At 62.6% G+C, this 15,827-nt stretch carries 13 protein-coding genes; 6 read left to right on the forward strand and 7 right to left on the reverse strand.

All coding sequences use genetic code 11. The annotated features are described in order from the left end of the window. Positions 1–82: 82 nt before the first annotated feature. Together VFB05_RS04395 and VFB05_RS04400 are read right to left on the reverse strand one after the other, a co-directional pair. On the reverse strand, positions 83–1,057 hold the full coding sequence (locus VFB05_RS04395) for an ABC transporter substrate-binding protein (protein ID WP_325009205.1): 975 nt from the start codon (positions 1,055–1,057) through the stop codon (positions 83–85). Positions 1,058–1,304: 247 nt separating this feature from the next. Next, positions 1,305–2,780, reverse strand: a complete 1,476-nt coding sequence (locus VFB05_RS04400; RefSeq protein ID WP_325009207.1) for an MFS transporter — start codon at positions 2,778–2,780, stop codon at positions 1,305–1,307. A gap of 328 nt (positions 2,781–3,108) precedes the next feature. On the opposite strand from VFB05_RS04400, the gene VFB05_RS04405 reads away from it, so the two are divergent. The 3 genes from VFB05_RS04405 to VFB05_RS04415 all read left to right on the forward strand — a co-directional run bounded on the left by VFB05_RS04405 (position 3,109) and on the right by VFB05_RS04415 (position 6,864). Next, positions 3,109–3,360: a hypothetical protein gene (locus VFB05_RS04405; RefSeq protein WP_325009209.1), complete on the forward strand. Its 252-nt coding sequence runs from the start codon at positions 3,109–3,111 to the stop codon at positions 3,358–3,360. A gap of 245 nt (positions 3,361–3,605) precedes the next feature. After that, positions 3,606–5,093, forward strand: coding sequence for an IMP dehydrogenase (guaB, locus tag VFB05_RS04410; RefSeq protein ID WP_325009211.1), 1,488 nt, complete (start codon positions 3,606–3,608; stop codon positions 5,091–5,093). Positions 5,094–5,469: 376 nt separating this feature from the next. Then, complete coding sequence (locus VFB05_RS04415; protein ID WP_325009213.1) at positions 5,470–6,864, forward strand: MFS transporter; 1,395 nt, start codon at positions 5,470–5,472, stop codon at positions 6,862–6,864. A gap of 15 nt (positions 6,865–6,879) precedes the next feature. On the opposite strand, the gene VFB05_RS04420 is transcribed toward VFB05_RS04415, so the two are convergent. From VFB05_RS04420 to VFB05_RS04430, 3 genes are all read right to left on the reverse strand, one after another. After that, positions 6,880–7,707 carry a metallophosphoesterase family protein gene (locus VFB05_RS04420; RefSeq protein ID WP_325009215.1) on the reverse strand — a complete coding sequence of 276 codons (828 nt, stop codon included), beginning with the start codon at positions 7,705–7,707 and terminating at the stop codon, positions 6,880–6,882. Positions 7,708–7,932: 225 nt separating this feature from the next. Continuing rightward, complete coding sequence (locus VFB05_RS04425; RefSeq protein ID WP_325009217.1) at positions 7,933–8,733, reverse strand: SDR family NAD(P)-dependent oxidoreductase; 801 nt, start codon at positions 8,731–8,733, stop codon at positions 7,933–7,935. A gap of 70 nt (positions 8,734–8,803) precedes the next feature. Beyond that, positions 8,804–9,214, reverse strand: coding sequence for a hypothetical protein (locus VFB05_RS04430; protein WP_325009219.1), 411 nt, complete (start codon positions 9,212–9,214; stop codon positions 8,804–8,806). A 175-nt stretch (positions 9,215–9,389) separates the two neighbouring features. On the opposite strand from VFB05_RS04430, the gene VFB05_RS04435 reads away from it, so the two are divergent. Together VFB05_RS04435 and VFB05_RS04440 are read left to right on the forward strand one after the other, a co-directional pair. After that, entirely contained in the window at positions 9,390–9,812 is a 423-nt protein-coding gene (locus VFB05_RS04435) for an MAPEG family protein (RefSeq protein WP_325009221.1), read from the forward strand. Positions 9,813–9,842: 30 nt separating this feature from the next. After that, positions 9,843–11,153, forward strand: coding sequence for an RsmB/NOP family class I SAM-dependent RNA methyltransferase (locus VFB05_RS04440; RefSeq protein WP_325009224.1), 1,311 nt, complete (start codon positions 9,843–9,845; stop codon positions 11,151–11,153). Between the two features lie 226 nt (positions 11,154–11,379). Here the strand turns inward: VFB05_RS04440 and VFB05_RS04445 are convergent, their stop codons facing one another. Next, on the reverse strand, positions 11,380–11,751 hold the full coding sequence (locus VFB05_RS04445) for a nuclear transport factor 2 family protein (protein ID WP_325009226.1): 372 nt from the start codon (positions 11,749–11,751) through the stop codon (positions 11,380–11,382). A gap of 242 nt (positions 11,752–11,993) precedes the next feature. On the opposite strand from VFB05_RS04445, the gene guaA reads away from it, so the two are divergent. Next, positions 11,994–13,589, forward strand: coding sequence for a glutamine-hydrolyzing GMP synthase (gene guaA, locus VFB05_RS04450; RefSeq protein WP_325009228.1), 1,596 nt, complete (start codon positions 11,994–11,996; stop codon positions 13,587–13,589). Positions 13,590–13,633: 44 nt separating this feature from the next. Here guaA and VFB05_RS04455 read toward each other — a convergent pair whose 3' ends face one another. After that, positions 13,634–15,328, reverse strand: a complete 1,695-nt coding sequence (locus VFB05_RS04455; RefSeq protein WP_325009231.1) for an amidohydrolase — start codon at positions 15,326–15,328, stop codon at positions 13,634–13,636. Positions 15,329–15,827 lie beyond the last annotated feature (499 nt).

Genomic DNA, 15,827 nt, shown 5'->3' on the forward strand with positions numbered 1-15,827 from the left:
GCTATGTTTTGGCGACGGGGTTTCGAGGTGGCGACAAGCAGGCTTAGTGGATCGTCATACCCCCGCGACAGCGGAAGCACGTCTATTCGATCACCTCGTCGGTACGCACCAGAAACGTCTCGGAGATTTTCAGCCCGATCGCCTTTGCCGTCTTGAGATTGATGACGAGCTCGAACTTGGTCGGCTGCATCACCGGCAGGTCAGCCGGCTTGGCGCCGGCAAGGATCTTGCCGGCATAGATTCCGGTCTGGCGGTAACCTTCGGCAAACTCCGCGCCGTAACTGACGAGTCCGCCGACTTCGGCGAACTCGCGGCGGAACGACATCGCCGGCAGCTTGTAACGCAGAGCAAGAGCTGCGATATGCGTGCGATCGGACCCGTAGAAGGGATCGTTGCAGGCGAGCACGGCGCCCACCTTCTGCTCGTCGAATCTGGCGAAGGCCGTATCCACGTCGGCCGGCGTGCCCGCATTGATCACGACAACCTTGATGCCAAGGCGGCGCACGGCCTCCTCGACTTCCTGCGCTTGCACAGTTGCGGCTGGATAGCCCGGATTGATCATCACGCCGATCGAGGCTTGCGGAAACATCTCGTGCAGGAGCTCGAGCCGCTTCGACTCAAGCGTCGAGCCGATCATGCTGATGCCGGTGACGTTGCCCTGGCCGCGGTTGAGGTTTGCCACCAGTCCCGCCTTGATCGGATCTGCCGCGGTAATGAAGACGATCGGGATGGTCGACGTTGCGCCCTTGGCAGCGCGACCGGGATCGCTCCCGCCGGCGGCGATGATGAGCGACACCGGGCGCTTGACCAGTTCTTCGGCAAGCGCCGGCAAGCGCTCGTAGTGGCCATCGGCCCAGCGATACTCGACGTCGACATTCTCGCCCACGGTCAGGCCGGCCTCTTTCAGGCCTTGCAGCACCGCCGATACTAGATTTTTCTGGTCGACCGCGGTGCCGCTCCCGAGAAAACCGACGACCGGTCTCGTCTGCTGCGCGACCGCCACAAGTGGCCGCGCCAACGAAACTCCCAATAGCGCAATGAATGTCCGCCGCTTCATGTATGTCTCCGGCCTCCGCATGGCCGATTGTAACTGAGGGGATGGCACCGTTGGAAGCCGCGACGCGGCCAGCAGGCAGGATTCCTCCGAGCGTTTTGTGCTGGCGACGGGGTTTCGGGGGCGAAGGACCCAAGCTAGATCGTCATTGCGAGGAGCGAAGGCGACGAAGCAATCCAGTTCTTTTGCTTTTCTGGATTGCTTCGCTCGCAATGACGGAAAACGGGGTCCGCGACGCCTGTGGTGCTGCTCACCCCAGCTTCTGATCCCGCGCGTCCTGCGTGCCCTGGCTGGCGGCCTTGACCGCCTCTTTCGCCGCGCCCTTGCGGCTGGAAATCTCGACCGCCTTGCGCCCCGAGATTTCGTGGCCGGCATCGTCTGGCATCCGCCAGAAGAAGAACGCCGACATCATCGAGATCACGCTCACCACGAGAAAGGCCGGCGCGAAAACATCAGCAGTGAGGTCCGGCATGTGACGGAGCCACAGGGTGGTCTCCACGCAGAAGGCGCCGATCGCGACGCCGGCGGAAACCGCGAGTTGCTGGTTGACGCTGACGAGCGTGGTGGCGCGGCTCATCTGCGACGGTTCGACCTCGGCATAGGCAACCGTGTTGATCGCGGTGAATTCCAGCGAGCGGAAGAAGCCGCCGACCACCAGGATGATCACGATCAGAAGCAACGGGGTCGTGACCGTGAACAGGGCGCAGGCGGCGAGGAAGATCGAACTGATGACGGCATTGACCGTCATCAGGTTGCGGAAGCCGAAGGTGCGGATGATGCGCGCCGCGAGCGTCTTCATGCCCATCGCGCCGGCGGCCGTGCCGAAGGTGACAAGCCCCGACTTGAACGGCGTGAGGCCGAAGCCGACCTGCATCAACAGCGGCAGCAGGAACGGCAGGGCGCCGATGCCAAGGCGGAACGTGAAGCCACCGAGAATGCTGGCACGCATGGTCGGCAGATGCAGCAATCCGAAATCGAGCACGGGCGAGGAGGTTCGCCGGGCGTGGATAACGTAGAGCGTCATCGAGATCGCGCCCACCACCACCAGTGAAGCGACGACAGTCCACGGCAGGAGATTGAGCCCGGCGACCGAGAGGCCGAAGGCGATGCCGGCGAGGCCGATGCCGGCCAGTACCATGCCGGTGAGATCGAAGGGTTCCTGGTTTTCGCTCTTGATGGGGTCAATGAAGCGCAACGCCATGAAGATGCCGAGCAGGCCGATCGGGATGTTGATCAGGAAGATCCAGTGCCAGGAGAAATAGGTGGTGATGAAACCGCCGAGCGGCGGTCCGATCACGGGACCGACCAGCGCCGGCACGGTGACCCAGGCCATGGCATTGACCAGCGCACTCTTGTCGATCGAGCGCAGCAGCACGAGACGCCCGACCGGCGTCATCATCGCGCCGCCGATGCCTTGCAGCGTGCGGGCGATCACGAAATCCGTCACCGATCCCGACAGCGCACAGCCGATCGAGCCGGCCATGAAGACGGCGATCGCGCTCGAAAACACCAGTCGTGCGCCGAAGCGGTCGGCGGTCCAGCCGCTCGCCGGAATGAAGACAGCGAGCGATAGCAGATAGGAGGTGATGGCGAGTTTCAGCGTCAGCGGGCTCGTCACGATGTCACCGGCGATCGCGGGCAACGACGTCGAAATGACCGTCGAATCCATGTTCTCCATGAACAGGGCCGTGGCCACGATGAGTGGTATGACGCGTTGCTTGTTCATGAGGATGGGTGAGGGAGGAAGAGAAGCTGAGGCGGGCGCTGTATCATTTCACCGATTGTCAGACTACGGCGAAAATGTGTTCGGAACTTTTGATCGCCCAATGTGTTAAACGCGCAACTTCGAAAAAGCTTTTAGCGTGGAACCGCAAATCACATCTTGTTTTTGTCCTGATTCGCCCGGAAACCTTAACGAGGTACCGTGTGCATAGCTCCCCTGCGCGTCATGCCTGACGTGGGGTTGTGCAGTGGGGGTGATTATGACACTACGCCGACATCGAGCCGCAGAGCTCTTTAATCCAGTCAAATCTTGAAGAAGGAAAAACCCGATCATGGGGTTTCGTTTGCTGTTCTCTTTCTTTGCGATTCTCTTGGCACTGGCGCCCGTTGAAGCCTCTGCTGAAGGAATCCTGCATCGCGCGTCATGCTCGGTCGTTCGCTACTACGTAGCAAAGTATAGCGCCGAAATGGCTGAGGCCTATGCGCGGAGCAAGGGTGCAACCGACGCGGAAATCGCGGCTGCCCGGCGCTGCCTTGACGGCGGATCGTCGCGCGTTCGCACCGCGCAGGAATCGCACTACTAATAAAGAAGACGTGATGCCGCGGGATGCGCTTGCTCCCGCGGTTCATTTGCCGCCGATATTCGGCTCCGTTTTGCCGCCGAAATCACGGTGGTTGTGGGCCTTTCCTGCGAATGCAGGATTGGCCCCTTTGATTCGTGATGGTGGCGTGCTATCGACCACCGCCAACCCTACTGATGGGCCTGATTCGACGACGAAGTCCGCTTCGCCGTCGTTTTGGCTTATCCCGGATCCAGACGGAGTTGGTAATGGCGCAGGTACAGACGATCAGCGAAGCATTCACGTTCGATGACGTGCTTCTGAAACCTGGCCTCTCGGATATCCTTCCATCGGAAGCCGATATCCGCTCCCGCATCACCCGCGCCATCCCGCTGAATATTCCGATCATGGCGTCCGCTATGGACACCGTCACCGAGGCGCGCATGGCGATCGCGATGGCGCAGGCGGGCGGCGTCGGCGTCATTCACCGCAATTTCGATCCCGAAGGACAGGCGGCGCAGGTCCGCCAGGTCAAGAAGTACGAATCCGGAATGGTGGTCAATCCGCTCACCATCGCCCCCGATGCGACGCTCGCCGATGCGCACGCCTTGATGAGCCATCACGGCATTTCCGGCATCCCCGTGGTGGTCGGTGGCGGCCCGAACAAACCCGGCAAACTGGTCGGCATTCTCACCAATCGCGACGTGCGTTTCGCGACCGACCCAAGCCAAAAAGTCTCCGAGCTGATGACGCACGAGAACCTCGTGACGGTGCGCGAGAGCGTCAGCCAGGACGAGGCCAAGCGGATGCTGCACAAGCATCGCATCGAGAAGCTTCTGGTCGTCGACGATCAATATCGTTGTGTCGGCCTGATCACCGTCAAGGATATGGAAAAGGCGGTTGCGCATCCGCTTGCGTGCAAGGACGAGCACGGGCGCCTGCGCGTGGCGGCCGCAACCACGGTCGGCGAGGGTGGTTTCGAACGCACCGAGCGGCTGATCGATGCCGGCGTCGATCTGATCGTGGTCGACACGGCGCACGGCCATTCCGCGCGGGTGCTCGAAGCGGTCAACCGCATCAAGCGTCTTTCAAATGCGGTGCAGGTGATCGCCGGCAACATCGCCACCAGGGACGGCGCGCAGGCGCTGATCGATGCGGGCGCGGACTCGATCAAGGTCGGCATCGGCCCGGGCTCGATCTGCACCACGCGCATCGTCGCGGGCGTCGGCGTGCCGCAGCTCACCGCGATCATGGATGCGGTCGAGGCCGCGAAGAAGGCGGACGTGCCGATCATTGCCGACGGCGGTATCAAATTTTCAGGCGATCTGGCGAAAGCGCTCGCCGCGGGCGCGGACATCGCCATGGTCGGCTCGCTGCTTGCCGGCACTGACGAGACGCCCGGCGAAGTGTTTTTGTGGCAGGGCCGCTCCTACAAGGCCTATCGCGGCATGGGATCGGTCGGCGCGATGGCGCGCGGCTCGGCCGATCGCTATTTCCAGCAGGACATCAAGGACACGCTCAAGCTGGTGCCGGAAGGCATCGAGGGGCAGGTGCCCTACAAGGGGCCGGTCGCCAATGTCATGCACCAGCTCGCTGGCGGCTTGCGCGCCGCGATGGGATATGTCGGCGCGCGCAATCTCGCCGAGTTCCATGACAAGGCGCAGTTCGTGCGCATCACCGGTGCGGGCCTGCGCGAGAGCCACGTCCACGACGTCACGATCACGCGCGAGGCGCCGAACTATCCCGGCGGGGCGTAAGCAGCGATTTTGTACCCGTTTCCTTCGTCATTCCGGGGCAGCCCGAAGGGCTGAGCCCGGAATCCATCCTGTGGCCCGATGGATTCTCAGGTGCGCAATTGCGCACCCTAGTTCGCTTGCTGCGCTCGCGCCCCGGAATAACGACGGCGCCGCATACGCCCATGCAGCATCGCGTATGGGGTGATCCGACCATCCAGTGTACATCCAGCTCGTGGAGTGGATTTGACATTCGCTACCCACCTGACCGCGAGTGCGGAAAGCGAATGTCAAATCCTAAACTCCACTAGAAAGATATACTTGCTAGTGGTCCTTTGATTCTAACATTCGCAAAAGTGGCCGCTGAATAGGGATGCGAATGTTAGAATCGGACCACTAGATGTTGGACCGCAGCCCCAAAACGCCGCTGTCACCACTTGTCGGCGACGGTTTGCCGCCTGAGCGGCGGATCTGGGCAGTCGTCGCGATCTCCGTCGCGGTCGCGATGGCGTCGCTTGATACGGCGATAGCCAACATCGCGCTGCCGTCCATTGCGAACGACCTGAAGGTGAGCCCGGCCGATGTGGTCTGGGTCGTCAACGTGTATCAGATTGCACTGGTGGCAACGCTGCTGCCGCTCGGCGCGCTGGGCGAGATCGTCGGCTACAAGCGGATCTATCTTGGCGGCCTGCTCCTGTTCACCGTCGCCTCGCTCGCCTGCGCCTACGCCTGGTCGCTGCCGACGCTTTTGATTGCGCGCGTGCTGCAAGGTCTCGGCGCCTCCGGTCTCATGAGCGTGAATTCGGCGCTGATCCGTTTCGTCTATCCGAGCCGGATGCTCGGTCGCGGCTACGGTTATAATGCGATGGTGGTCGGCACCGCCTTCACGTTTGGGCCAACGATTGCATCCGCCATTCTCGCGTTCGGACCCTGGCCGTGGCTGTTCGCGGTCAACATTCCCTTCGGCCTCGTGGCGATGGCGATCGGCGTGCGAACGCTGCCGTCGACGCCGCGCGCCGGACATGGCTTCGATTTCCTCGGCGCAGGCCTCGCCGCGATATGCCTTGGCCTCGTCATCATTGGTATCGGCAGCGCCGCGCACAGGGCCTCGGCCGGTCCGGTCGCAGCCGAGCTCGCCATCGGGCTCGTGCTGGGGCTGATCCTGATCCGTCGCCAGGCCGATCATCCGGCGCCGATGCTGCCGGTCGACCTGTTTCGCCGGCCCATGTTCGCACTCTCGGCCGCGACCGCCGTCTGCTCGTTTGCGGTTCAGGGGATCAGCTTCGTCTCGCTGCCGTTCTACTTCGAAGACATTCTGCACCGGACCCAGGTCGAGACCGGTTTCTTCATGACGCCGTGGCCGCTGGTGGTCGCAATCATGGCGCCCGTCGCCGGCCGCCTGAGCGATCGTCATCCGGTCGGGCTGCTCGGCGGCATCGGGCTCGTCATTCTCGGCATCGGCATGGTCTTGCTGGCGACGCTGCCGGTTGAGCCCGGCATTCTCAACATCGTCTGGCGGATGGCGATCTGCGGGCTTGGCTTCGGCTTCTTCCAGACGCCGAACCTGCGCGCGATCATGTCGAGCGCGCCGCCCGGGCGCAGCGGCGGCGCCAGCGGCATCGTCGCGACCGCGCGTCTCACCGGACAAACCACCGGCGCTGCGCTAGCAGCGCTATGCTTCGCGCTTGCCGGGCGCGACGGAGCGACGACGGCGCTGGCGCTCGGCGCGGGATTTGCCACGGTCGGGAGCGTGATGAGCTTTTTGCGGCTGACCGTCCAACCGGCAAAACCCTGATCACTCAAGCCCTGATCATCTGCGAATGAGCTCGTCCAGGCTGATATTGGCCTGACCGGCGGCGCGCACATGCCGGACTTCGAAACTGTCGGGGCGGAAGCGATATTCCACAAGTCCGGTTTCCTTGATGCCGATCACCTCCTGCATCCGGTCCGGAATGACGAATCCGGCCGACGGCGCCCAGATGTGCCTGATATGCCGATAGGTAAAGTCGCGGCGCTGATGCACGTGCCCGCTGGCGATGAGCCGGACATCATAGGCGCCGAGCAATGCGACGAGTTGCGCGCGGTTGGGCTGGGGCACGAAGCGGATCGCGGTTGCGGCTTCCTCGGGATCCTCCGGCGTGTTGAGAAATAGCGGCTTGTGCAGGAACAGCGCGATCGGTTTTCCGCCTCCGCCGGCAAGCTGCGATTTCAACCAGTCGTCCTGCTCCGTTTCGCTCGGAATGCCCGCGTTCATGATCAGCGAGTTCAGCCCGATGAAGCGCCAGCCTGCCGCCTCGAATTGCCAGCGATCCTCGCCGAAAACGGAAACGAAGGCGTCGCGAAGTTCCTCCGTCGCGGGGCACGAGGGCGCAACGCCAACCGCGGTCGGATTGTCGCCGATGTCGTGATTGCCGGGCAGGTAGCGGCGCTCGACCGGCAGCGCGGCATGCAATCCCTTCGCGAACTCCATATCGGCACGGCTGGTCGGGCCGTCCCATGACACGTCGCCGGTATTGATCACGAGGTCGGGCCTATCAGCGTTGATATGCGTGCTGATGCGGTGGAAATTCTCGGTCAGTTTCGGAAAGTTACGCGAAAGATGCGTGTCCGAAACCTGGGTCAGACGGAATTCAGTCATTGTTTAAAACACCTCGTGCGCGCCACGACGCGTTGAGGGTATTCCCGGACTGTGGAGTGGATTTGACATTCGCTACCCACCTAGCCGCGAGTTCGGAAAGCGAATGTCAAATCCTAAACTCCACATAAAAATATGTTTGCTAGTGGTCCTTCGATTCTAACATTCGCAAGCGTGGCCGCTGAGAAGGGATGCGAATGTTAGAATCGGACCACTAGTATGACCAATTTATCCGCGCCGCACGCTGGCGCCGCCGTCGACCGGCAATGTCACGCCGGTGATGAAGGAGGCTTCGTCGGAGGCGAGAAACAGCGCCGCGTTGGCGACATCCCATGCCGTGCCCATCTTGCCGCGCAGTGGCACCTTGGCGTCGCGATCGGCTGCGACCTCAGCGCGGGTTTTTCCAAACGCTTTGGCGCGGGTGTCGACCGCCATCGGCGTATCCATCAACCCCGGCAGGATCACATTGGCGCGGATGCCGTATGCGGCGTTCTGATAGGCGAGCTGTTCGGTGAAGGCGATCATCGCCGCCTTCGTCGCCTTGTAGGCCACGTAGGGATAAACGGTGATCGCGGCCATCGAGGAGATGTTGATGATGGCGCCGCTTTTTTGTTTCCGCATGATCGGGATCGCGAACTTCGCGGCCAGAATGCAGCTCTTGAGGTTGATCGCGACGCAGTTGTCGATCGCGCCGTCGGTGATCGCAAGCAGTTCGGCGTCGCCGCCGGCAAGGCTGACCCCGACATTGTTATGCAGGATGTCGAGACGGCCCCAGCGTTTTGGGGCTTCCTCGACCATCGCCTTGAGATCGCTCTCCCTGGTGACGTCGGCCTCGAACGCGATGGCTTCGCCGCCCCTTGCCTCGATCAGGTCGACGGTTTCCTGCGCGGAGGCAAGATTGCGATCGACGCACAGCACGCACGCGCCTTCGCGGGCAAACGTCATCGCCGTGGCGCGGCCGTTGCCCATGCCTTCGCCGGGGCTTTGGCCCGCGCCAACCACAATCGCGATACGATCTTTCAGCCGCATGTCGTTTCACTCCCGCAAAACAATTTGATTGTTGCCGGGAGCTTACTGGAAGAGCGGGGAGGCTGTTAGCTCAACCCTGATGCGTCTCAGGTGCAGAGCCGGAGGTACGCTCCATCTCGGCGGCCAATTCTCTGGTGCGCTCGGTCGTTTGCTGCCACTGCAATTCGAAGGTGGCGGCGGGGCGGGCCTTCGCGATATGGGCGAGCGCCGCGTTGCGCATGTCGTAGATGGCAAACGCCAGCAGCATCAATCCGAGTGCGGCCGCAAGACCGTGACGGATCATGTCGCGATAGCTGCGATAGCCGGTCTGGAAGTAGATCGCGAGCATCAGCGCCATCGTGATGGCCAGGGCGACGCCCGCGAGCGCCGGCATCATCAGGCCGCTGCCGTCATCGATGCTCTGGTCGGGCACAGCGTGCAGCAACTGATGGAACAGGCCCGACACCTGGGTGACAACGGTGCTGATCGGATCGAAGTTCATGGCAGCCTCTCGGGTCTATTGGAGGAGACGCACACTGACGCTTTCCTGGACGCTTTCTTGCCCCCGTTGGTCGCACCGTCCGGCGGCGGGGTTCATGGCGCGGGCCGGCATTTCATTGTCAGGCGTGCGGCCCGCCGCTATAGCGGGGGACGTCTGGAACACTGAGGGGCCTGACATGTCGATTCCGAGTGTTTTATTGCCGGTCTTCGTCCAGGTCGGGCTCACTTTCGCGCTTCTGATCTGGATGTTTCTTGCCCGCCGCTCGGCGCTGGTGAGCCGGCAGACCAAGATCAGGGACATTGCGCTCGGCCAGCCGAACTGGCCGGTCCGCGCCACCCAGATCGGCAACTGCTACCGGAACCAGTTCGAACTGCCTGTTCTGTTCTACGTCCTGATCGCGATCGCGTTGCCGATCCGCCACGCCGATCTCGTCATCGTGGCGCTGTCCTGGGTGTTCGTGGTGACCCGCCTTGTCCATGCGGGCATCTTCGTCAGTTCCAACGATCTCGGCCGGCGGTCGACGGCATGGGGCGTCGGCGCGCTTGTGCTGCTCGTCATGTGGGTCTATTTCGCACTCAGGATTCTTCTCCTGATTTAAAGCGCTTATGCCCTCAACTGAAAGATCTGCATGACCCCCGCCGCGCGGCTTTCGGCCGCTATCGAAACGTTAGAGACCATCGACAGCAATCGCGTTCCCGCCGCACAGGCCTTGAAGGAGTGGGGCACGGCGCATCGCTTTGCCGGCTCGGGCGATCGCGCGGCGATCGCAGGCCTCGTCTGGGACGTGCTGCGGCGGCGCGCCTCCAGCGCCTGGATCATGGGCGAAGAGACGCCGCGGGCGCGACTGCTCGGCATGCTCCACCTCGAGCGTAAGCTCGATGCCGATCAGATTGCGGCGCTCTGCGACGGCAGCCGTTTTGCGCCACAGCCTTTGAGTGACGCCGAACGGTCGGCGCTGTCGGCGAATTCGCTCGACAAGGCGCCCGCGCACGTCGCCGGCGACTATCCGGAATGGCTCGACCCGTATTTCAAGGAAGTCTTCGGCGAGGATCGGGCGGCGGAGGCCGAAGCGATGGCGAGCCGTGCGCCGCTCGATCTGCGCGTCAACACGCTTAAAGCGCAGCGCGACAAGGTGCTCGCGTCCACGGCGCATCTCGGAACGATGCCGACAAAATGGTCGCCAAACGGGCTTCGCATCGAAATCTCGGCCGATGCCCGCAATCCCGGCATTCATGCCGAGGAAGCCTTCATCAAGGGGCTGATCGAGGTGCAGGACGAGGGCTCGCAGCTCGCGGCGCTGCTGTCGGCGGCCAAGCCCGGTGAGCAGGTGATTGATCTCTGCGCGGGTGCGGGCGGCAAGACTCTTGCCTTGGCTGCGATGATGGGCGGCAAGGGCCGGCTGATTGCAACGGATCAGGACAAGCGCCAGCTCGCGCCAATCCACGAGCGGCTGTCACGCGCCGGCGTCCACAATTGCGAGGTGCGGACGCCGAAAGGCCGGGACATGGGCGAGGGCGATGCGCTGTCCGATATCCGAGCGACGGCCGATCTCGTCATGATCGATGCGCCCTGCACGGGAACCGGCACCTGGCGGCGCAATCCGGACGCCAAATGGCGGATGCGGCCGGGCGCGCTCGACGTGCGTCTGAAGGCGCAAGCCGAAGTGCTTGATCGTGCGGCAGGTCTGGTCAAGCCGGGCGGCCGCATCGCCTATGTCACCTGTTCGGTGCTCGCGCCTGAAAACAACGATCAGGTCCGTGCGTTTCTGACGCGGCATCACGGGTTTTCCTTCGTTCCATCAGCGGAAGTCACAGCCGCGCTATGGGACAAGGCCGACGACTTCGCCGCCGCCACGCTGCAATCTCCGGAAGGACTTCTGATGACGCCGCGCCGCACCGGCACGGACGGGTTCTTCGTGTCGGTGTTGCGGAGGGGGTAGCAGTTTGTTGGCACAAGGCGCGTGATTACCCTCCCCTGGAGGGGGAGGGTCGATCGTGAATGAAATGAGCGATCGGGGTGGGGTGACGGTCTCTCGGCTACCAGTGGCGCGCGTGGCGAGAGATCACCCCACCCCGTCTCACATTTCGCTGGCTCAATGTGAGCCGACCCTCCCCCTCCAGGGGAGGGTGGCGCCCCGCGGCGTGATCGATTCAAGGTCTCGTCCGCTACCCCACCGGATAATTCCCGGACGCCTGGCGGATCTTCCCCCCATCGTCGAGCCGCAGATATTCGCAAACCTGTTTGCCCAGGTCGTTGCGGTAGAGAACCGCGACGCTGTCGGGGCCGACGAAGGTCTCCAGCAGCGTGAAATGCAGGTTCGGCCTCAACGTCAGCGCCTTGGTCCAGTAGGCGCGAAGTGCGTCCTTGCCGCGCAGGGTCCCGCCCGGCTCAAAGCTGAGCGAAACGATGTAGGGCGACGTCATTTCGCTGTCGTCGGTGTAGAGCGTGAGCACCCGTTCGACGTCACGGGTATTCCAGGCGGCGATCCATTCCTCCGCGAGTTTGAGGAGATCGGCCGTCGCATGCTGCCTTGCCATGGTGTCCTCCATTTTATAATAGGTCAGTATTGCTTACCTATATGGATTTGTCCATGGCTGGCTGCAGTCAGCGGTCGTCAATCCCGGGGACGGGCCGTCTTCGGCAGCCGTCATCACCGGGCTTGTCCCGGTGATCCACGTATTCCTTTCGCGGCGACAAAGACGTGGATGGCCGGGACAAGCCCGGCCATGACGACGCGGGTGGGGTTGCGAGGCCGCCCCCGGTCGCGTAATTGCTTGCAATGACCTCCGCAGCAAAACCCAGCGAGTCGTCGCCCGAAGTGGCCGCGGCGCATGAAAAGATTCTGATTGTCGACTTCGGCAGTCAGGTCACGCAACTGATCGCCCGCCGCGTTCGCGAGGAGGGCGTTTATTCCGAAATCGTCCCGTTCCAGAAGGCGGAAGAAGCCTTCCTTGCGATGAAGCCGAAGGCGGTGATCCTTTCGGGCGGGCCGGAGTCTGTTCACGAGAAGGGCTCGCCTCGCGCGCCGCAGCTGATCTTCGATTCCAAAGTTCCCGTGCTCGGCATCTGCTATGGCCAGATGACCATGGCGGCGCAGCTCGGCGGCGAGGTCGAGGGCGGGCATCACCGCGAATTCGGCCGCGCCGATGTCGAGGTGAAGGCACAGAGCCAGTTGTTCGAGGGCGCCTGGGGCGCCGGCGAGAAGCATCAGGTGTGGATGAGCCATGGCGACCGCATCACCAGGATGCCGCCGGGCTTTGTCGTCGCCGGCGTCTCGCCGAACGCGCCGTTCGCGGTGATCCAGGACGAGACGCGCAAATATTACGGGCTGATGTTCCACCCCGAGGTGGTGCACACGCCCGACGGCGCAAAACTGCTGCGCAATTTCGTCCGCAAGGTCGCTGGCCTCACCGGCGACTGGACCATGCGCGCGTTCCGCGAGGAAGCGATCGAGAAGATCCGCAAGCAGGTCGGCCGCGGCAAAGTGATCTGCGGGCTCTCCGGCGGCGTCGATTCAGCCGTAGCCGCCGTGCTGATCCATGAAGCGATCGGCGACCAGCTCACCTGCGTGTTCGTCGATCACGGCCTGCTGCGGCTGAAGGAAGCCGAGACCGTCGTCGACCTCTTTCGGCATCACTACAACATCCCGCTGGTTCACGTGGATGCCTCGAAGCAATTCCTCGGCGAACTCGAAGGCGTCACCGACCCGGAAAAAAAGCGCAAGACCATCGGCAAGCTCTTCATCGACGTGTTCGAGGCGGAAGCCAAGAAAATCGGCGGCGCTGAGTTTCTGGCGCAAGGCACGCTCTATCCCGACGTGATCGAGAGCGTCTCCTTCACCGGCGGGCCGTCTGTCACGATCAAGAGCCACCACAATGTCGGCGGCTTGCCCGCGCGCATGAACATGAAGCTGGTCGAACCGTTGCGCGAACTGTTCAAGGACGAGGTGAGGGCGCTCGGCCGCGAGCTTGGCTTGCCTGATATTTTCGTCGGCCGGCATCCATTCCCCGGACCGGGGCTTGCGATCCGCTGCCCCGGCGACATCACGAAGGAAAAGCTCGACATCCTCCGGAACGCCGATGCCGTGTACATCGATCAAATTCGAAAAGCGGGCCTGTACGATCAGATCTGGCAGGCCTTTGCGGTGCTATTGCCGGTGAAGACCGTCGGCGTGATGGGCGACGGGCGCACCTATGATTACGTCGTGGGCTTGCGCGCGGTGACCTCGACCGACGGCATGACCGCCGACTTCTACCAGTTCGACATGAAGTTTCTGGGCGAAACCGCAACGCGCATCATCAACGAGGTCAAGGGCGTCAACCGCGTGGTCTACGACGTGACGTCAAAGCCGCCGGGGACCATTGAGTGGGAGTAGGGGTATGAAAGCGATAGAGTGAGGCAGCGCCCTTCGATCCGAAGCTATCGCTGAAACACGACCTTGCCGTCGACGACGGTCAGATCGGCCTTGATGTCCCTGATCTGATCTTCGGGCACCGTCAGCGGGTCCGCGGAGAGCACCGCGAGATCCGCGAGCTTGCCCGGCTCGATAGATCCCTTTTTGTGTTCCTCAAACATGTAATGGGAGGCGGCGCTAGTGTAGAGGCGCAGCGCCTGCTCACGCGAGATCGCCTCGTTCGGCCCGTAGACGTGACCATTGGGATCCTTGCGCGTGACCATGATGTAGATGTTGATGAAGGGATTGATGGTGTTCACCGGAAAGTCGGTGCCTGCTCCGAGGCTGTCGATCCCGAGTTTCTCGATGAGGGTTCTGGTCGGCACGGCGCGGTCCGCTACGGCCTTGCCGAGGAAGCGCTCCACGGTTGCGGCTTTGTCCCACATGAACACGTTCTGGAAGTCGACCCTCACGCCGAGCCGTTTCGCGCGTTCCATCTGCTCCGGCAGGATCAGGCTGCCATGGATCAGGATGAAACGACGATCCTTGATCGACTTCTCTCCGTCGGCCGCCTCGAACGCATCTAGCACCTGATCGATGCCCCTGTCGCCAACGACGTGGACACCGACCCTCCAGTCATTGCGATTGCAGATCGACACCAGCTCCTTAAGCCGCTCCGGCGACTGTTGCGCGATGCCGTGATAGTCGTTTTGCGAATCCGGGTAGGCGTCGCGCATCAGCGCGGTCTTCAGCGTCATACCGCCGTCATAGAAGAGCTTGATCCCGGCGAGCTTTACCCAATCGTCGCCGAATCCCGATGACGTGCCGTTGCCACGCATGATCGCTTCCCAGGCTGAATTGTCTGCCGGCGGCTCGGGCCGGAACATCAGCCCGACCCGGAGTGTCGCCTGTCCCGATGCGGCCAGACGCTGCAGGGTCGCAATATCGCGCGCTGGCGTCGCGCCCTCGATCGTGCTGGTGATGCCGAAGCTATTCAGCACGCCTTCGGCGATCTTGAATTGGCGCAATTCGTCGGCCGCGGTCCACTCCGGCACCGACTTCTCGACGAGGTCGATCGCTGTCTCGACGAGAACGCCGGTTAACTCGCCCGAAGCATCGCGCTCGAAGCGGCCTCCACCCGGATCCGGGGTGCCCTTCTCCACGCCGGCCCTGGCAAGCGCAAGGGTATTCGCCATCGAGAAATGCCCGACGGTGCGCAAGTAGACGGGATTGTTCGGCGCGGCGCTGTCGATTTCCTGCCGGGTCAGATATCGTTTCTCCGCCAGTTGCGACGGCGGATGCCAGGCGCTTCCGATGATCCAGTCGCCGGGCTTCCTGCTTGCCGCGAACTGCCTGATGGCCTCCAGCGCCTCCGCAACCGTTCTGGCGCGGCTCATATTGACGACATAGTCCGACATGCCTGCAGCCTTGAAGTGGGAATGCGTGTCGATCAGTCCGGGAACGACGGTCTTGCCGGCGAGATCGATCGTGCGTGTGCTGCTCGCGGCCATTGGCCGGATCATCGCGCTATCGCCGACCGCGAGAAATCTTCCATCGCGTATCGCGACAGCCTCGGCAATCGTCGATTGTCCGTCCATCGTGAGAATCTTGCCGTTCAACAGCACGAGCGTGGGCGCATTCAGCTCGGTTTGCTGGGCGTAGGCCATCGCACCGCTGACGAGGAATGCCAGAACGAGGGTGACTGAAGTTCGCTGCAGCATGGCCATTCTCTTGTTCAATACACGAACACGCGTTCAATCGCTTCAGGATGATCGCGACATGTTGTCCTGACAAGTACAAAAATCTTGCCGGCCTCTGGCACCAGGTTGCAGCACCGCTTGCGAGCGCAGATCGATGATCCGTCGAGCATCTGGCCCGGGCCGCAGGCCGCAGCTCGGTAATCTCGGCCCGCCACCGCAACATGCCATCTCCACGGCTAGCACCTTTCGTTGTCGCAGGCAGAGCAAATTCCCGGGGGCTTGGTCTCGACTTTCTTCGGTCTTCGCGGCTGCCACGGCCTCGCCTAGGTAGGCCTTTATGGTGGAGGCAAATCACTCCGTGCTGCGTCGCGTTCCTGTCCACCCCTCTCGCGAAAAATATTTTGCTTAATCCGTCGGGCAAATCAAAGCTAGCAGTTCGCCCATCCCGCCTCGCTTGAAGAGGGGCGTATCGCGATCGTCACGAACGTGGAGCGCGGGATGCGGTGGACGCTATATTCGC

The organism is Bradyrhizobium sp. (assembly GCF_035652035.1).
GTDB lineage: Bacteria > Pseudomonadota > Alphaproteobacteria > Rhizobiales > Xanthobacteraceae > Bradyrhizobium.